Annotated in this window: 18 protein-coding genes; 5 read left to right on the top strand and 13 right to left on the bottom strand. The window is 72.3% G+C overall.

Features of this window, described 5'->3' with window-relative positions; translation table 11 throughout:
* Window positions 1–369 precede the first annotated feature (369 nt).
* Entirely contained in the window at window positions 370–1893 is a 1524-nt protein-coding gene (locus SXIN_RS09850) for a PAS domain-containing sensor histidine kinase (protein WP_019710116.1), read from the top strand.
* 202 nt (window positions 1894–2095) lie between these two features.
* On the opposite strand, the gene SXIN_RS09845 is transcribed toward SXIN_RS09850, so the two are convergent.
* Together SXIN_RS09845 and SXIN_RS09840 are read right to left on the bottom strand one after the other, a co-directional pair.
* On the bottom strand, window positions 2096–2353 hold the full coding sequence (locus SXIN_RS09845) for a WhiB family transcriptional regulator (protein ID WP_003983230.1): 258 nt from the start codon (window positions 2351–2353) through the stop codon (window positions 2096–2098).
* Window positions 2354–2673: 320 nt separating this feature from the next.
* Window positions 2674–3642: a diacylglycerol/lipid kinase family protein gene (locus tag SXIN_RS09840; RefSeq protein ID WP_039822381.1), complete on the bottom strand. Its 969-nt coding sequence runs from the start codon at window positions 3640–3642 to the stop codon at window positions 2674–2676.
* A gap of 90 nt (window positions 3643–3732) precedes the next feature.
* On the opposite strand from SXIN_RS09840, the gene SXIN_RS09835 reads away from it, so the two are divergent.
* Window positions 3733–4173: a hypothetical protein gene (locus SXIN_RS09835; RefSeq protein ID WP_095757986.1), complete on the top strand. Its 441-nt coding sequence runs from the start codon at window positions 3733–3735 to the stop codon at window positions 4171–4173.
* A gap of 93 nt (window positions 4174–4266) precedes the next feature.
* On the opposite strand, the gene SXIN_RS09830 is transcribed toward SXIN_RS09835, so the two are convergent.
* The 6 genes from SXIN_RS09830 to SXIN_RS09805 form a co-directional block, all read right to left on the bottom strand.
* Window positions 4267–5340: an RNA polymerase sigma factor SigF gene (locus SXIN_RS09830; RefSeq protein ID WP_420341083.1), complete on the bottom strand. Its 1074-nt coding sequence runs from the start codon at window positions 5338–5340 to the stop codon at window positions 4267–4269.
* Window positions 5229–5642 carry an ATP-binding protein gene (locus tag SXIN_RS09825; RefSeq protein WP_019710113.1) on the bottom strand — a complete coding sequence of 138 codons (414 nt, stop codon included), beginning with the start codon at window positions 5640–5642 and terminating at the stop codon, window positions 5229–5231. The genes SXIN_RS09830 and SXIN_RS09825 overlap by 112 nt, the downstream gene beginning before the upstream one ends.
* A gap of 311 nt (window positions 5643–5953) precedes the next feature.
* Window positions 5954–6898, bottom strand: a complete 945-nt coding sequence (locus SXIN_RS09820; RefSeq protein WP_095756872.1) for a 1-aminocyclopropane-1-carboxylate deaminase/D-cysteine desulfhydrase — start codon at window positions 6896–6898, stop codon at window positions 5954–5956.
* A 165-nt stretch (window positions 6899–7063) separates the two neighbouring features.
* Window positions 7064–7297 carry a hypothetical protein gene (locus SXIN_RS09815; RefSeq protein ID WP_019710111.1) on the bottom strand — a complete coding sequence of 78 codons (234 nt, stop codon included), beginning with the start codon at window positions 7295–7297 and terminating at the stop codon, window positions 7064–7066.
* Between the two features lie 122 nt (window positions 7298–7419).
* Window positions 7420–8358 (bottom strand): beta-ketoacyl-ACP synthase III, encoded by a 939-nt coding sequence (locus SXIN_RS09810; RefSeq protein ID WP_019710110.1) that lies wholly within the window; start codon window positions 8356–8358, stop codon window positions 7420–7422.
* Between the two features lie 155 nt (window positions 8359–8513).
* Complete coding sequence (locus SXIN_RS09805) at window positions 8514–8852, bottom strand: STAS domain-containing protein (RefSeq protein WP_019710109.1); 339 nt, start codon at window positions 8850–8852, stop codon at window positions 8514–8516.
* A 400-nt stretch (window positions 8853–9252) separates the two neighbouring features.
* Between SXIN_RS09805 and SXIN_RS09800 the strand changes: the two genes are divergently transcribed.
* Window positions 9253–9891 carry a GNAT family N-acetyltransferase gene (locus tag SXIN_RS09800; RefSeq protein ID WP_039822369.1) on the top strand — a complete coding sequence of 213 codons (639 nt, stop codon included), beginning with the start codon at window positions 9253–9255 and terminating at the stop codon, window positions 9889–9891.
* A 130-nt stretch (window positions 9892–10021) separates the two neighbouring features.
* Here the strand turns inward: SXIN_RS09800 and sodN are convergent, their stop codons facing one another.
* Window positions 10022–10417: a superoxide dismutase, Ni gene (sodN, locus tag SXIN_RS09795; protein WP_019710107.1), complete on the bottom strand. Its 396-nt coding sequence runs from the start codon at window positions 10415–10417 to the stop codon at window positions 10022–10024.
* Window positions 10418–10558: 141 nt separating this feature from the next.
* Between sodN and sodX the strand changes: the two genes are divergently transcribed.
* Entirely contained in the window at window positions 10559–11077 is a 519-nt protein-coding gene (gene sodX / locus SXIN_RS09790; RefSeq protein ID WP_095756871.1) for a nickel-type superoxide dismutase maturation protease, read from the top strand.
* On the opposite strand, the gene SXIN_RS09785 is transcribed toward sodX, so the two are convergent.
* From SXIN_RS09785 to SXIN_RS09770, 4 genes are all read right to left on the bottom strand, one after another.
* A complete protein-coding gene (locus SXIN_RS09785) occupies window positions 10960–11610 on the bottom strand; it encodes a CGNR zinc finger domain-containing protein (protein WP_019710106.1) in 651 nt (216 codons plus the stop codon). The two genes, sodX and SXIN_RS09785, sit on opposite strands and share 118 nt — an antisense overlap.
* Window positions 11611–11832: 222 nt before the next feature.
* Window positions 11833–12612, bottom strand: a complete 780-nt coding sequence (locus SXIN_RS09780; protein WP_019710105.1) for an amino acid ABC transporter ATP-binding protein — start codon at window positions 12610–12612, stop codon at window positions 11833–11835.
* Complete coding sequence (locus tag SXIN_RS09775; RefSeq protein ID WP_039822362.1) at window positions 12609–13607, bottom strand: amino acid ABC transporter permease; 999 nt, start codon at window positions 13605–13607, stop codon at window positions 12609–12611. Before SXIN_RS09775 ends, SXIN_RS09780 begins: the two co-directional genes overlap by 4 nt.
* Window positions 13608–13648: 41 nt before the next feature.
* Window positions 13649–14605 (bottom strand): ABC transporter substrate-binding protein, encoded by a 957-nt coding sequence (locus SXIN_RS09770; RefSeq protein ID WP_019710103.1) that lies wholly within the window; start codon window positions 14603–14605, stop codon window positions 13649–13651.
* Window positions 14606–15128: 523 nt separating this feature from the next.
* Between SXIN_RS09770 and SXIN_RS09765 the strand changes: the two genes are divergently transcribed.
* On the top strand, window positions 15129–16334 hold the full coding sequence (locus SXIN_RS09765) for an NAD(P)-dependent malic enzyme (RefSeq protein ID WP_095756870.1): 1206 nt from the start codon (window positions 15129–15131) through the stop codon (window positions 16332–16334).
* The last annotated feature ends 195 nt before the right edge of the window (window positions 16335–16529 follow it).

The raw sequence follows: 16529 nt of genomic DNA, 5'->3' as shown, positions 1-16529 counted from the left end.
CCGGGGGGACGTGGACGGGGAAGGCCCGGGGGACGGGCCCGGGGACGAGCGGACCGTGCGGCCCGCCCCGGAAAAGACCCGCGGGCCGCGGCGCCGGGACAGGACCCTCAACCTGTCCGGCACCGCAGCCCGGAGCTGTACCGGCCGGTGGTTTCCCGGGGTGTGCGGTCCCCCGGGGCCGTTTCCGGCCGACCGGAGACCCGGACGCGGTCAGGGCAGAGAGCGCCCCGGGTCTCGTATCCGCCCTCCTGTGCGGGGAGGGCAGAGGCTTTGTTCGATTGACTCCCCACCATCTTGGACCGGACCTCCGCCGCTGTCCAAGCCCGCAGGTCCGGAGCCCGTCCGGGTAGGCTCGCGGGTGTGCCGTCCATGAACGACCTCGTCCGCCAGCACACCGCGCTCGGTGACTCCGACCTGGAGTGGCTCCACCTTCTGGTGTCGGAGTGGCAGCTGCTCTCCGACCTCTCCTTCGCCGACCTCGTGCTGTGGGTGCCCACCCGGGACGGGACCCGCTATGTGTCCGTGGCCCAGATGAGGCCCAACACCGGGCCCACGTCCTATCAGAACGACATGGTCGGCCATCTGGTTCCCCGCGGCCGCCGCCCGATGCTGGACGCCGCCCTGGACGAGGGCCGCATCGTGCGGGAGGGCGACCCCGAGTGGCGCGAGGAGGTCCCCGTCCGGGTCGAGTCCATCCCCGTGCGCCGGGAGGGCCGGGTCCTCGGGGTGATCGCGCGCAACACCAATCTGCTGACCGTCCGCACGCCCAGCCGGCTGGAGCTCACCTACCTCCAGAGCGCCTCCGACCTCGCCCAGATGATCGCCGCGGGCGCCTTCCCCTTCCAGGACCAGCAGGGCGACATGGACGTCTCGCCCCGCGCCGGCGACGGGCTGATCCGGCTCGACGCCGACGGCATCGTCCAGTACGCCAGCCCCAACGCCCTCTCGGCCTACCACCGGCTCGGTCTCGCCGCCGACCTGGTCGGCCTCCACCTGGGCCGGGCCACCGCCGAACTCGCGCCCGCGCGCGGCCCGGTCGACGAGGCGGTGGCCAAGCTGGCGAGCGGCTGGGCGCCGCGCGACTTCGAGGTGGAGAGCGACCAGGGCGTCATCCAGCTGCGGTCCATCCCGCTGAAGCCCAAGGGCACCCGGATCGGTTCCCTGGTGCTGCTGCGCGACGTCACCGAACTGCGCCGCCGGGAGCGGGAGTTGCTCACGAAGGACGCCACCATCCGGGAGATCCACCACCGGGTGAAGAACAATCTGCAGACCGTCGCGGCGCTGCTGCGGCTCCAGGCCCGCCGCATGGACTCCGACCAGGGCCGGGAGGCGCTCGGGGAGGCCGTCCGCCGGGTCGGCTCGATCGCCATCGTCCACGAGACCCTCTCGCAGAACCTCGACGAGCGGGTGGAGTTCGACGAGATCGCCGACCGGGTGCTGGCGATGGTGGCCGAGATCTCCCCGGGGCGGGTCGTCTGCCGCCGCACCGGCCGGTTCGGGATACTCGACGCGGACGTCGCCACCCCGCTGTCGATGGTGCTGACCGAGGTGGTGCAGAACGCCCTGGAGCACGGCTTTCCGCCGGGCGCCCCGGGCGAGCGGGGGAAGCAGCAGGGCACGGTCGAGGTGTCCGCGGTGCGGGGCGGCGGCCGGGCCGACCCGCGGCTGCTGGTCACCGTCCAGGACGACGGCGCGGGCCTCCCGGCGGACTTCGACCCGCACCGCACCGGCAATCTGGGCCTGCAGATCGTCCGGACGCTGGTGGAGGGCGAGTTGGGCGGCACCTTCGACATGCGGCCGGCCCCGGAGGGCGGCACCCGGGTCCTGCTGGGCATCCCGGTACGGGCCGAGGGCGCCGAGCGGAGGGTCCTTCCGCAGCCGGGGCGGCTCTGAACGGTCCGGCGCGGCCCGGCCGGGCACGCCCCGGCCCCGTACCGCGCCGGGCACAGCACTGAGCCCCGGCCGGGATCCGGCCGGGGCTCAAAGCTTCATGTGCAACGGGTACTGCGCGCTGCGACTCGGGGGGCGGGTGGTGCGTACCCGCTGGGATGACGTGGCGTCATCGGGAACACGCTCCGCCCGGGTGCAGGGGGGTTCAGGCGCTGGCGTTGCGCGCCCGGTTGCGAGCGGCGCGGCGCTTCATCGCGCGGCGCTCGTCCTCGCTGAGGCCACCCCACACACCGGAGTCCTGACCGGACTCCAGCGCCCACTGCAGGCACTGCTCCATGACGGGGCAGCGACGGCAGACGGCCTTGGCTTCCTCGATCTGCAGCAGCGCAGGACCGGTGTTGCCGATGGGGAAGAAGAGCTCGGGGTCTTCCTCGCGGCAAACGGCGCGGTGACGCCAGTCCATGGCTGCTCCATCTCCTTGTGATACTTGCTGATTGCTTGTGAATGTGAACGCTTTCACGAATCCCCCCGCGACAGAAGGGGCCGACGACCAGTTCCCTGGTGCGGTCCCAGCGGGATTGAGGAGGGGGGTTCGGGCTCTCAAGGGGGCCATGTGCGAGGCCGTCCCGATCGCCAGGAAGAGACTCGCAAACCTCGGCTACGGATACAACCCCTTCCGGAAAGTTTTTTTTGATTCCTTGGTGTCGCCTCGGTCACAGCCTCACTTCCAGGGGGTGGAAGATGGCCTAAACGTTCGAGTGAAAGGACTTTCTGCGGTTCCGCTCACACAATCACACGCAGTGCACGCCGTACGCCTGTGAACGTCACGCTGGAACGCAGTCCCAGGTGGTCACCGTCCATCTGAAACGGCAGTTTCGCCTGCGAATGCAAGGTGAAGTCCGTCAGGTCGTGCAGTGACAGAGCGTGCTTGCCGTGCGGGCCCTTCCCGGGCGAGGACGTGAGCAGCTGGGTCCCGTACCGCGCCACCGCGGCGGCGGACAGACTGCTCAGTCCGAGCACGTCCAGCGCGGTGTCGAACGTCGCCCCGGGGGCGGCGTAGACCGGACGATTGCCCAGGTAGGTCCAGGGGGCGGTGTTGCAGACGACCGACAGCACCAACTCCCGTACAGGCGTGTGCCCCGGCCGGTCGAGCGTAATCGTGCCGCGGCCGCGGTGCGGGTCGCTGAAGAACTGGCGGAGCACCTGGCGCACATACAGAGCGTGTGTTGAACGCCGGCCTCGCTCGCGCTGTTGTTCGACTCGGCCGACGACTCCGGCGTCGAATCCGAACCCCGCGGTGAAAGTGAACCAGCGCGCCGGAACCGCCTCGTCCACCGTTCCGGGAGTTCCCGAGGCAAGGCCCAGGCCGACCGTCCGTTCGTTTCCGTCACGCAATGCGTCCAGCAAAGCACCGGTCGCTTCCACGGCGTCATTGGGAAGTCCCAGGGCGCGGGCGAACACATTCGTGGAACCGCCCGGGACCACCGCGAGCCGGGGCAGGGAATCCGGGTCCGGACCGCGGTGCAGCAGACCGTTCACGACCTCGTTGACGGTGCCGTCCCCGCCGAGCGCGACGACCAGTTCGACCTCACCGCCCCCGGCCGCCCGCCGGGCCAGGTCGCGGGCGTGCCCCCGGTACTCCGTCGTCGCCACCTCCAGTTTGAGGTCGCTCGCCAGGGCGTGGATCAGGACGTCCCGCGTGCGGGCGCTGGTGGTGGTGGCTGCCGGATTGACCACGAGGAGGGCGCGCATGCCGTGCACATTACCTACCTGCCGGTATACGGCACAGTCCGGACGGCGCCCCGCACCGGACGGGAAGAGGACGGCGGATACGCTGCTGAGGTGAGCAGTGAGCAGCGACCGTCCACCGGTGCATCATCTCCCGACGCCCCCCGCCCGGCCCGGCTCTCCGCCGCCGCGGCCCTCTGCGCCGCCGAGGGCGTGGTGCTCGCCGGGTTCGGGGCGTATCTGCTCCTGATGGGGCTGCTCGGCGACCCGTCGAGCCCGCAGCAGGCGGAGATGGGCGGGCTGACCCTGCTGGCGCTGGCCGCGCTGCCGCTCGTCGCGGCCCGCGGACTGCTGCTGCGGCGCCGCTGGAGCCGCGGACCGGCGGTGATCACCCAGCTCATGGCCGTACCGGTCGCCTGGACGCTGGTGGGCACCGGCGGCGCGGTGATCGCCGCGGGGGCGGCGCTGGCCGCGGTGGCCGTCACCGTACTGGTGCTGCTGGTCAATCCGACGGCCACCGAGGCGCTGGGCGTCGGTCCCGGCAACGAGCGCTGACGGGCCCGGGGCGGCGCCTCCCGCGAGGGGCCGCCGCCCCGCGGGCGCGGCGGACCGCGCCACCCGTACGGAGCCGGGGGCGGCCCGCGGCGGTCACTCCTCGACGAGGAGCTTGTCCCGCAGCTGCGCCAGGGTGCGGGCCAGCAGCCGGGAGACGTGCATCTGCGAGATGCCGACCTCCTGCGCGATCTGAGACTGCGTCATATTGCCGAAGAAGCGCAGCAGCAGGATCTTCTTCTCCCGCGGCGGCAGCTCCTCCAGCAGCGGCTTGAGCGACTCGCGGTACTCCACGCCCTCCAGGGCGTCGTCCTCGGCGCCCAGGGTGTCGGCGACGGCCGGCGACTCCTCGTCCGTGTCCGGGACGTCCAGCGAGAGGGTGCTGTAGGCGTTGGCGGACTCCAGGCCCTCGAGCACCTCCTCCTCCGAGATGCCGAGCTGGACGGCGAGTTCGTGGACCGTGGGGGAGCGGCCGTGCCGCTGGGACAGCTCGGCGGTGGCCGTGGTCAGCGACAGCCGGAGCTCCTGGAGCCGGCGCGGGACCCGCACCGCCCAGCCCTTGTCGCGGAAGTGCCGCTTGATCTCCCCGACCACCGTCGGGGTGGCGTAGGTGGAGAACTCCACGCCCCGGTCGGGGTCGAAGCGGTCCACCGACTTGATCAGGCCGATGGTGGCGACCTGGGTCAGATCGTCCAGCGGCTCGCCGCGGTTGCGGAACCGCCGGGCCAGGTGCTCCACCAGCGGCAGATGCATCCGCACCAGATGGTCGCGGAGCTCGGCGCGCTGCGGCGAGCCCTCGGGGAGACCGCGCAGCTCGATGAAGAGCGCGCGGGCACCGCTGCGGTCGTGCGGATCCGGCTGCTCCCCGCGGGCGTAGTCGTGCTCGCGCCCCGGGTGCCCGCCCTGGCCCTGCTCGCGCCGGGGCTGCTCCTGCCGCTGCTCCTGCTGATGCTGGTCCATGTGGTCCGCCCGCTCTGCCTGTTGCTCGGGGATGGCCGCCCTGGGCACCGCCCCCGCCGAGCGCCTCTCGTCCTGCACCGGCCCGCCCGTTCCCTCCGTCACGGCTGACCGGGACCCGCGCCGCGCTTCTTGTGCAGTCCGATGCTCACCGTGCGGTCCTCGGCGACCGTGGAGTCCACCTCGCCGGCGAGCGCGGAGAGCACCGTCCAGGCGAAGGTGTCGCGCTCGGGGGCGCGGCCGTCGGTCGTCGGGGCCGAGACGGTCACCCGCAGCGAATCCCCGACCAGGCGGAAGACGCAGCTGAGCACGGAACCCGGCACCGCCTGCTGCAGCAGGATCGCGCAGGCCTCGTCGACCGCGATGCGCAGATCCTCGATCTCGTCGAGGGTGAAGTCCAATCGGGCCGCGAGGCCCGCCGTGGCCGTCCGCAGCACGGAAAGATAGGCACCCGCGGCGGGCAGCCGGACTTCCACGAAGTCCTGGTTCCCGGGCTCACCTGCGATGTGGGACACCCTCACCTCCAAGGTGACAAGCTCTTCGAGCTGATCGAGCGCCGGACCGCGCGCTTCATACGAGGGCGGAACCGGCGCAGCACATGGTTCGCCTGCGACGCTATCGTGATCTGTGGGCCGGTGTCGCCTGCGCGGGGGGCGCAGGGCACAGCGGGGCCGCCCTCCAACGGCCGGTCGGAGCCCGCGGTCCGGTGAACGTCACTCATTGTAAACACGTCTCTACGCACAGTGGCTAGGGGTGTGGCGGTCCCAATTCCCGTCATCCGGCGGCGGATTCACCCCGCGGGGCCGGGGGCGGCCGTCGTCACTGGTCAGCCGGGTCCGGTGAGAACGGCCGCGATCACCGTGCCCCGGGGGAACGCGCCCTCTTCGGTCAGTGACAACAGTCCGTAGAACATTTTGGCGACGTACAGTGACTCCAGGATAACCCCGTGCCGGGCGGAGAAGTCCTCCGCGAACGCCCGCAGTCGGGGCGGGACCTTCGCGTAGCCGCCGCAGTGGAAACGGTGCTCCACCCGCCAGTCGCCACGGCGGGCGCCGAACGCCTCGCGCTGCAGGCGCTCGACCTCGCCGTCCAGGAAACCGCCCTTCAGCACCGCGAAACCCAGGGCCCGTTGACCGGGCGCCAGCCCCGCCGCCAGCCCGGCGAGGGTGCCGCCGGTGCCGCAGGGGACCGCCACCACATCGGCCCGGCCCCGCAGTTCGCGGCCCAGGTCCGTACAGCCGTGCACGGCGAGGGTGTTGCTGCCGCCCTCCGGCACGAGATGGAAGGGGCCGAACCGTTCCCGCAGCCCCGCGACGAACTCGGGTGCGGTCTTGCGCCGGTAGGCGGCCCGGTCGAGGAAGACCAGCCGCATCCCGTCGTCGGCGCAGCGTTCCAGGGACGGGTTGAGCGGGCGGTCCGCCAGCTCGTCGCCCCGTACGACGCCGATGGTGGCCAGGCCCAGCAGCCGGCCGGCCGCGGCGGTGGCCCGGAGATGGTGGGAGTAGGCGCCGCCGAAGGTGAGGAGGGTGGTGTGGCCGCGCTCGGCGGCGGCGCGCAGATTCGGGGCGAGCTTGCGCCACTTGTTGCCGGGCAGCTCGGGGTGGATGAGGTCGTCCCGCTTGAACAGCAGCCGCACGCCGTGGCGCGCGAAGCGCTCGTCCCCGGCCGGGCGCAGCGGCGACGGCAGCCGGGGACGCAGGCCGGAAGGGGCACCGGGGCCGGAGGTGCGGCCGGGCGGGGTGCCCGGAGCGGCGGGGGAGGGGACGGACACCGGACCATTGTCGCCCGGTGCCGGCGTGGGACGCGCGGGCGGGGGCCGGCGGCCGCGGGCCACGGCGCCCGGTCCGGACGGGGCGCCCGGGGCCGGGGCGGAGTCGCCCGGTCCGGACGGCGGCACCGCCGGGGCGGGCCGCGGCCGGGGGCGGGCGCCGCGGACTCAGCCCCGCAGGACTCCGTCGCCGTGGGTCGCGATGTGCTGCTCCAGCGCCGCCATCGCCTGGCGGGTGGCCTCCGGGGAGCCGGAGCGGCGCTGCTCGGCGTAGTACGCCGCGCCGAGCTTCTTCAGCAGATCGGCACCGGCGCGCTGGGTCTGCACCTCGTCGAGCTTCTGCTTGCCCTGCGTGAGCCCGCGCTGCGCCTGTTCCTTGGCGCGGTCCAGAAACCCTGCCATGTGCTGCCTCCTGCGATCGGTGCGGCGGGGGCGGCCGGGCCGGTGCGCCACCCCTCGTCCCCTCAACGCGGGGGCCGGGCCGGACGTTCCCCGTGTCGCCCGGACGGAGGAGCCGCCCGGTCCTACGGGCAGCGGATGACCTGGCCCGCGTACGAGAGATTGCCGCCGAAGCCGAACAGCAGGACGGGAGCGCCCTGTTCGATCTCCCCGCGCTCCACCAGCTTCGACAGCGCCAGCGGGATGCTGGCGGCCGAGGTGTTGCCGGAGTCCACCACGTCCCGGGCGATCACGGCGTTGACCGCTCCGAGTCTCCGGGCGAGCGGCTCGATGATCCGCAGGTTCGCCTGGTGCGGCACCACCGCCGCCAGGTCCTCGGGCCGTACCCCGGCGCGGTCGCACACCCGGCGTGCGATCGGCGGCAGCTGGGTCGTGGCCCAGCGGTAGACGGTCTGCCCCTCCTGCGCGAAGCGGCTCGGGGTGCCCTCGATGCGCACGGCACCGCCCATCTCCGGCACCGAGCCCCAGACGACCGGCCCGATGCCCGGCTCCGCCGCCGCGGTCACCACCGCGGCGCCGGCGCCGTCCCCCGTGAGCACACAGGTGGTGCGGTCCGTCCAGTCGGTCACATCGGTGAACTTCTCGGCGCCGATCACCAGGGCGGCGCGGGCCGCGCCGGCCCGTATGGCGTGGTCCGCGGTGGCCAGGGCGTGGGTGAAGCCCGCGCAGACCACGTTGAGGTCCATGGTGGCGGGGGAGGGGAGGCCGAGCCGGGCGGCGACGCGGGCGGCCGTGTTGGGGCTGCGGTCGACGGCCGTGCAGGTGGCGACGAGGACCAGGTCCACCTCGGCGGCGGCGAGACCGGAGCTCGCCAGCGCCTTGGCGGCCGCGGCGGCGGCCATCTGGTCCACGGTCTCGTCGGGACCCGCCACATGGCGCGTGCGGATGCCGACCCGGCTGCGGATCCACGCGTCGTCCGTGTCGACCATGGCCGCCAGATCGTCGTTGGTCAGCACGGCGGCGGGCTGGTGGTGGCCGAGAGCCAGGACGCGTGAACCCGTCAAGGGGTCTCCCCTTCGTATCCGGCGGCACCGGTCGGACGACGGTGCCGGTGCGGTGGGCGCCGCCCCACCATCCTGGGCGCCCGGACCCCGGTGACCGGGTACGCGTTCGGCCAAGGATCGGGGCACAGAACTGGCGCGACCCGCCAGCGGGGCGCTCAGGCGCGGGCACCGTGGCGGCGCAGCGCCTCGGCGAGCGTGGGGACGGGACGGAAGCGGTGGTCGAGGCCGGTGATGCCCAGGATGCGCAGCAGGCCGGGCCGGTCGCAGACCAGGGCGAGGCGTCCGCCCTGGGCGTGGACGCGGCGGTGGACGCGGCACAGCAGGCTCAGCCCGGAGGCGTCGAGGAAGGTGACCGGGCTGAGGTCGATGACGAGCCGGGGCTCGGCCGTGGCGGTGGCCCGGTCGAGGTGCGGGGCGGTGTCGAGGGCCGCGGCGATGTCCATCTCGCCGCGGAGCTCGACGACCGTGCAGCCGCCCGTCCGGTAGGTGGCCATGTGCCGACTGGGCTTCGGGGTCAGCTGAACTCTCCTGTTCGGGCCACGCGCCGGACCCTTCCGCCCGGTCCTCCGCGCGTGGCTGTGCGAACCCCCGCGGCGGCCGGCGCCGCGCCCCCGGTCCGGCGGACCGGTCCGCCCCGGTCGTACGGCACCGGCGGGCGGACGGGCCGCGGGCGGCCCAGGGGAGGGGGTGACGTACCGTCACCGTAGCGGTACAGCATGGGAGGACGGGAGCGCAGAAACGGTCTTCGGCCCGGAAATTACATCCGTGTAGGTGATTTTCCCTACTTGGCATTGACGAGGGCCGGAAGGTCTGACCGCGCCGCCCGAGGCGCCCTGGAGGGCGGCTGCCGGACGTCCTACCGTGAAACCCACGAGACCCTGGAGGCAGCAGAAGATGTCATTGATCCCCACCGCCGCACCGACCCCGGGCATACGGCGCGCCGGAGCGGACGACCGCACCTGGGTCGCCTCCCTCCTGGGCGAGGCGTTCATGGAGGACCCGGTCAGCAGCTGGGTCTTCCCGGAGGCGGAGCAGCGCCGCGCGCTCCACCCGGCCTTCTTCGGCGTCTTCCTCGACGCCGCCCTGGAGGAGGGCTCGGTGGAGGTCACCGACGACGGCTCGGCGGCCGCCCTCTGGCTGTCCGTCCCGGCCGTGGCCGAGGCGGACGTCCCGGCCGCGATCGCGGAGGACGAGAAGGCCGCCGCCCTCATGCGCGCGGTGAGCGACCCCGCCAACGAGCGGACGGAGGCGGTCGGCCGGCTGACCGCACGGGTGCACCCCCGGCACCGGGAGCACCGGTATCTGATGCTCATCGGGGTCGACCCCGGCCGGCAGGGACAGGGGATCGGCAGCGCGCTCCTGGGGCCCGCGCTGCGGCACTGCGACAGCGCGGGCCTGCCCGCCTATCTGGAGGCCAGCAGCGCCCGCAGCCGCTCGCTGTACGAGCGCGAGGGCTTCGTCTTCACCGGCCGGACCGTCGACCTGCCGGACGGCCCCCCGATGTGGCCCATGTGGCGCGAGCCGCGCGGCTGAGAGCGGCGGAAAGCGGGGGAAGCAGACCGCACCCGGTCCACCGCGGCCGCCGGGGTCGGCGGCCGGTGGACCGGGTGTGGGCGGGAGGACCGGCGGCCGGGCGACCGCGGGCCGGGACCCTGACCGGTGGTCAGGCCTTCTTGGTCTCCCAGAAGATCTTGTCGATCTCGGCGATGAGGTCGAGCAGCTTCTGGCCGGTCGCCGGGTCCGTCGAGGCCTTGGCGGCGCTCGCGGCCTTGAGGGCGTCGTTCACCAGCTGGTGGAGCTGCGGGTACTTCTCGAAGTGCGGCGGCTTGAAGTAGTCGCTCCACAGCACGGAGATGTGGTGCTTGGCGAGCTCCGCGCGCTCCTCCTTGATGACGGTGGCGCGGGTGCGGTAGTGGGCGTCGTCGTTGGCCTGGTACTTCTCCTGGATGGCCTTGACGGACTCGGCCTCGACGCGGGCCTGGGCCGGGTCGTACACGCCGCAGGGCAGGTCGCAGTGGGCGCTGACCTTGACCGTCGGGGCGAACAGGCGGGAAAGCATGTAGCTGTCCTTCCTCGTGATCGTCTTCTCAGGTGGGACATTACTCCGTGAAGGCTGTCATGTGGCGAGTGCCCCAGCGGGCTTGGGACAAAAGTCCCAGTGAGGTCGGTACTCGTGGAGGAACGGACCGGGAGGTGCCGGATGCCTGATGCCGGTCGGCGGCGGGGATACGAACACGGGCGCGAGCCTGCGCCGGGGCCCGGGCCCGAGCCGGTGGACGCCGGGGGGCGCGGGCCGCTGCTGCCGTACGGGCTGGCCGAGGTCGTCGGCCCGTCGATGCTGCCGGCCCTGCGGCCGGGCGACCGGCTGGTCGTGCGCTACGGGGCGCCGGTGCGGCCGGGGGACGTGGTGGTGCTGCGCCACCCGATGCAGCAGGACCTGCTGATCGTGAAGCGGGCGGCGGAGCGGCGGGAGGGCGGCTGGTGGATGCTCGGCGACAATCCGGCCGCCGAGAGCGACAGCCGCGAGTTCGGGGTGGTCCCCGACGGACTGGTGCTGGCGCGGGCCCGGTTGCGGCTCCGTCCGCCGCGCATGGTGCGGGCTCAGCGGTCGCCGGCGGCGCTGGTGTCGTGGATGGTCTCGGCCGTGCGGCCGGTGCCGTCCTCGCGGCGGTCGGCCGGGCCGGTGCGTGCGCTCTCCAGGCGTTTGCGGGCCCGGTAGGCGGCCACGTTCGCGCGGGTCGCGCAGCGGTCCGAGCAGTACCGGCGGGAGCGGTTGGTCGAGGTGTCCAGATAGGCGTTGCGGCAGGGCGCGGCCCGGCAGATGCCCAGCCGGTCCGCGCCGTGCCCGGTGAGGTGGAAGGCCAGGCCCATGGCGGCCGTGGCGGCGTAGTTGGCGGTGGCGTTGGCCGCGTGGTCGGCGATGTGCAGGTGCCAGTCGGGGCGGCCGTCCGCGTCGCGCAGGGCGTGTCCGGAGATCTGCGGGCTGACCGGGAACTCCAGCAGCAGGGCGTTGAGGAGCCCCACCGCCAGGGCCTCGTCGTCGGCCTCCGCCGCCTCGAAGACGGCGCGGAACCGGGACCGTACCGACCGGAGCCGGGTGACGTCCGCCTCGTTCACGCGGCGCGCCGTCTGCCGGCCGGGGCCGAACAGGGCGCGCACCGCCTCGACGGAGGTGAGCCCGTCCCTGCCGCGGCCCGGTTCCTCGGTGTTGACCAGGCGCACCGCGAAGTCCGAGTAGGAGGCCAGTTCCACGGGGTTCCTTCACGGGTCGGGGTCGGGGTGCGCGGCCGGGCGGTCCGCGGTACCGGAAGTATCACGGACGGCGCGCTCCGGCGGTTCCGGCGCGTCCCCGGCACGCGCGGGTCTCCGGCACGCGCGCGGTCCGCGATGCCGGCCGCGGAGACGCGGAGGCGGTACGGACCGCTGGTCCGTACCGCCTCCGCCCGCTGTCCGCACTCCCCGGGGGGCCCTTGCTCAGAGCACCTTGGAGAGGAAGGACTTGGTGCGCTCGTGCTGCGGGTTGGTCAGGACGTCGCGCGGGTTGCCGGACTCGACCACCACACCGTCGTCCATGAAGACGATCGAGTCACCCACCTCGCGGGCGAAGCCCATCTCATGGGTGACGACGACCATCGTCATGCCCTCCTCGGCCAGTCCCCGCATGACGTCGAGGACCTCGCCGACCAGCTCCGGGTCGAGCGCCGAGGTCGGCTCGTCGAAGAGCATCAGCTTGGGCTCCATGGCCAGGGCCCGGGCGATCGCCACCCGCTGCTGCTGGCCGCCGGAGAGCTGGGAGGGGTAGTTGCCGGTCTTGTCGCCCAGCCCGACCCGGTCGAGGAGCTTCCGCGCCCGCTCGCGGGCGACCGCCTTGGACTCCCGCTTGACCTGGACGGGCGCCTCCATGACGTTCTCCAGCGCCGTCATGTGCGGGAAGAGGTTGAAGCGCTGGAAGACCATGCCGATGTCGCGGCGCTGGGCGGCGACCTCGCGCTCCTTCAGCTCGTAGAGCTTGTCGCCCTTCTGGCGGTAGCCGACCAGCCGCCCGTCGACGTAGAGCCGGCCCGCGTTGATCTGCTCCAGGTGGTTGATGCAGCGCAGGAAGGTGGACTTGCCGGAGCCGGACGGGCCGACCAGGCAGAAGACCTCGCGCGGCGCCACCTCCAGGTCGATGCCCTTGAGCACATGGGTGTGCCCGAAGGACTTGTGCACCTGCTCGGCCTTGACCATCGGGTGCTTGCTCACGGCGGTGCTCATACGGTGGTACCCCCCACCCGGCTCGGAGTGCGGAAGGAGCCCAGGTTCTTCCTGATCTTCTGCAGCGGCGTGGGCGGCAGGGTGCGGGTCGACCCGCGCTGGAAGTACCGCTCCAGGTAGTACTGGCCGATGCTGAAGACCGTGGTCAGGGCCAGGTACCACAGGGTGGCGACGATCAGCAGTTCCATCACCGCGAGGTTGCGGGAGTAGATCGTGCTGGCCGCCTTGAGCAGCTCCGGGAACTGGATGGCGAACGCCAGCGACGAGGTCTTGAGCATGTTGATGAACTCGTTGCCGGTCGGCGGAATGATCACCCGCATGGCCTGCGGCAGGACGATCCGCCGCATCGTGCGGGGGCCGGTCATGCCGAGGGCGTGGGCCGCCTCGGTCTGGCCCTCGTCCACCGACTGGATGCCCGCCCGGCTGATCTCGGCCATGTACGCGGCCTCGTTCAGGCCCAGGCCCAGCAGCGCGGCGAGGAACGGCGTCATGACGTCGTTCATCTCGTCGCGGTAGAAACCGAGGTCCAGGATCGGGAAGACCAGCGCGAGGTTGTACCAGAGCAGGAGCTGGACGAGGACGGGCGTGCCGCGGAAGAACCAGATGTAGCCCCAGGCGACGGAGGACATCACGGGGTTCTTCGACAGGCGCATCACCGCGAGGAGCGTGCCGAGCACGACGCCCAGGAGCATCGCCAGGACGGTGATCTTCAGGGTGTTCCAGGCGCCCGTGAGGATGGTCCCGTAAGTGAGGTAGTCGGGGACCGTGGGCCAGTGGATCTCGGCGTTCGCGAACGCCAGGCCCAGCAGCACGAGCAGACCCAGCACGATCGCGGCGCTGATCCAGCGGCCGTAGTGGCGTACCGGGATGGCCTTGACGGCCGCGGGCGGGACCGGGGAACCGGTGGTGGCCGGTCCGCCGGAGCCGGGCCCGGCGGTGTCGTCCTTGGATATCGACACCGCCCGGCCCGGCACCTTGTCATGGGGTTCTGACACGGAGAGTTACCTTTGCTGGGGAGCTGTGCGGTTCCGGCGGCTCACTTGCCGCCGTTGACGGTCGCCTCTTCCACCGCGCCGTTGGTGACTTCCCACTTCTCCAGGATCTTCTCGTACTCGCCGTTCTCGATGACGGCGTCGACGGCGGCCTTGATCGCGTCGCGCAGCTCGGTGTTCTTCTTGCTCACGGCGATGCCGTACGGGGCGGCGTCGATCTGCTCGCCGACGACCTCGAAGTCCTTGCCGCCGCCGGAGGTCTTGGCGTTGTACGCGGCCACCGGGAAGTCATTGATGTCCGCGACGGCGCGGCCCTGCTTGACCTGCAGCAGCGCCTCGGTGTCCTTCTCGAAGGCGAGCACCTTGATCGGCTTGTCGCACTTCTCGCTCTGCGCCTTGGCGAGGTCCTCGTTGGCCGTGCCGCGCTGGAGGGCCACGGTCTTGCCGCAGAGGTCGTCCAGGGACTTGATGTCCTCCGGGTTGCCCTTCTTGACGAGGATGGAGGAGCCGGCCCGGAAGTAGTCGACGAAGTCGGCGCCGTCGCCGACCTTCTTGTCGCCGTCCTTGCCCTCCTGGCGCTCCTTGGTGTCCGTCATCGCCGACATGATGATGTCGTGGCGGCCCGAGTTGAGACCGGTGATCAGGCCGTCGAAGGTGCCGTTGGCGAACTCGAACTCGACGCCGAGCTGCTTGCCGAGCGCCTCGGCGAGGTCCGGGTCGATCCCCGCGACCTGGTCCTTGTCGTCGTAGAACTCGACCGGCGCGTAGGCGATGTCCGAGCCGACCTTGACGACGCCCTTGTCCTGGATCTCCTTGGGGAGCTGGTCGAAGAGCGGGGCCTCGGATCCCTTGGTCTTCTTGTCGCCCGTGTCGCCGCCGTCCGCACCGTCGGTCTGGTCGCCGCAGGCGGTCAGCAGCAGGGCGCCGGCGACCGCTATCGCGCCGACGGCGGCTGTCCGTGACCTGCGGGCGGCCGTACGGCGGGTGGGGGAAGCGGTCATGGTGGGATCCTCCTGCGAGTGAGGGATGAAACTGCGGCCGGACACACTCCTGCGAGCGGCGCGACCCTGGCTGATTAGGGCATCTTGCCATCCGGACGGAACAGGACAGCCGGTGGTCGTGTCAAAATCGGATAACGGGCAATCCCCTTTGCGTACGGAACGAACACGGCCGAACACGCCACCGCCGTACGCCCCGAACGAGACCGGCATCACGGTTTCGTTCCCCGGCCGGTAAAAGCGCTGGTGAACGGCTTGATCTGGGCTTGACGACGCATCGTGCCGAGCCCAGATGCAAGGGAAGTCACTCGTATGAGCAACCGCTCGTCCGGTAGAAAAGACCCTTACACCCCTCACCCGGGGCTCAGGGCGCGTGTGCGGCGCGCCCGGCGTCCGTAACTCCCCCCAGCGCGGCTCCGGCCGCGGGGACGGCCAACCGCCGTCCGGGACCGCGGACGCGGTGCCCGCTCGCGCCTCAACCCGGCGCGGCAACCCTCAACACTTTCAGATTTAAGGGGTCAGAACAGTGGCAGCGGAGATCGTGAATCCTCGCAGCGACAGCGAAACGGACGGTGAAGAGCCCTTCGATCCGGCCTTCGCCCTGCACCGCGGCGGCAAGATGGCCGTCCGGGCGACGGTGCCCGTGCGCGACCGGGACGATCTGTCCCTCGCCTACACGCCCGGCGTCGCCAAGGTGTGCAGCGCCATCGCCGAGCAGCCGGAGCTGGTGTACGACTACACCTGGAAGTCGCAGGTCGTGGCGGTCGTCACCGACGGCAGCGCGGTGCTCGGGCTCGGCGACATCGGCCCGGCGGCCTCGCTGCCCGTGATGGAGGGCAAGGCCATCCTGTTCAAGCAGTTCGGCGGCGTGGACGCGGTGCCCATCGCCCTGGACTGCCGCGACGTGGACGAGATCGTCGACACCGTCGTCCGGCTGGCCCCCTCCTTCGGCGGGATCAACCTGGAGGACATCTCCGCACCCCGCTGCTTCGAGGTGGAGCGCAGGCTCCAGGAGCGCCTGGACATCCCCGTCTTCCACGACGACCAGCACGGCACGGCCATCGTCACCCTCGCCGCCCTGCGCAACGCCGCGAAGCTCACCGGCCGGTCGCTCGGGCAGCTGCGGGCGGTCATCTCCGGCGCCGGCGCCGCGGGTGTCGCCATCGCGAAGATCCTCATCGAGGCGGGGATCGGCGATGTGGCGGTCTGCGACCGCAAGGGCATCGTGTCGGCGGACCGCGACGACCTGACCGACGTCAAGCGGGACGTCGCCGGCTTCACCAACAAGGCGGGGCTGACCGGTTCGCTGGAGTCCGCGCTCGACGGCGCGGACGTCTTCATCGGGGTCTCCGGCGGCACCGTGGCGGAGGCGGCGGTCTCCAAGATGGCCGCGAACGCCATGATCTTCGCCATGGCCAACCCGGACCCGGAGATCCACCCGGACGTCGCGCACAAGTACGCGGCCGTGGTGGCCACCGGGCGCTCCGACTACCCGAACCAGATCAACAACGTCCTGGCCTTCCCCGGGATCTTCTCCGGCGCCCTCCAGGTGCGGGCCACGCGGATCACCGAGGGCATGAAGCTCGCGGCGGCCGAGGCGCTGGCCGCGGTGGTCGCGGACGAGCTCAGCGCCGACTGCGTGATCCCCTCGCCGTTCGACGAGCGGGTCGCCCCCGCCGTGACGGCGGCGGTGGCCGCGGCGGCCCGGGCCGAGGGCGTCGCCCGGCGCTGAGCCCCGCCCGGGGACGGCCGGCCCTCCCGGCTCCACCGGCCGCTGCCCCGATCCGCCGGGGCGGGCCGTGCCGGGTCCGGGTTTCCGTGCCGTGGTGCCGCCTCGGGGGTGGTGCCACGGCGCCGGTGTGTCCGCGGACGTCTCCCGCGCTGCGCACGTCTCCCGCGGGCCCGGTCTCCCGTGCTGCGCGCGGCC

Origin of the sequence: Streptomyces xinghaiensis S187, assembly GCF_000220705.2 — a bacterium.
In the GTDB taxonomy this organism is placed as follows: Bacteria; Actinomycetota; Actinomycetes; order Streptomycetales; family Streptomycetaceae; genus Streptomyces; species Streptomyces xinghaiensis.
This window is presented reverse-complemented; position numbering and strand designations above follow the sequence as displayed.

Coding starts and splice junctions, on each gene's coding strand:
- SXIN_RS09850 (WP_019710116.1), top strand. CDS start 370: ATGAACGACCTCGTCCGCCAGCACACCGCGCTCGGTGACTCCGACCTG.
- SXIN_RS09845 (WP_003983230.1), bottom strand. CDS start 2,353: ATGGACTGGCGTCACCGCGCCGTTTGCCGCGAGGAAGACCCCGAGCTC.
- SXIN_RS09840 (WP_039822381.1), bottom strand. CDS start 3,642: ATGCGCGCCCTCCTCGTGGTCAATCCGGCAGCCACCACCACCAGCGCC.
- SXIN_RS09815 (WP_019710111.1), bottom strand. CDS start 7,297: ATGGCAGGGTTTCTGGACCGCGCCAAGGAACAGGCGCAGCGCGGGCTC.
- SXIN_RS09805 (WP_019710109.1), bottom strand. CDS start 8,852: ATGGCCACCTACCGGACGGGCGGCTGCACGGTCGTCGAGCTCCGCGGC.
- SXIN_RS09800 (WP_039822369.1), top strand. CDS start 9,253: ATGTCATTGATCCCCACCGCCGCACCGACCCCGGGCATACGGCGCGCC.
- sodN (WP_019710107.1), bottom strand. CDS start 10,417: ATGCTTTCCCGCCTGTTCGCCCCGACGGTCAAGGTCAGCGCCCACTGC.
- sodX (WP_095756871.1), top strand. CDS start 10,559: ATGCCTGATGCCGGTCGGCGGCGGGGATACGAACACGGGCGCGAGCCT.
- SXIN_RS09780 (WP_019710105.1), bottom strand. CDS start 12,612: ATGAGCACCGCCGTGAGCAAGCACCCGATGGTCAAGGCCGAGCAGGTG.
- SXIN_RS09770 (WP_019710103.1), bottom strand. CDS start 14,605: ATGACCGCTTCCCCCACCCGCCGTACGGCCGCCCGCAGGTCACGGACA.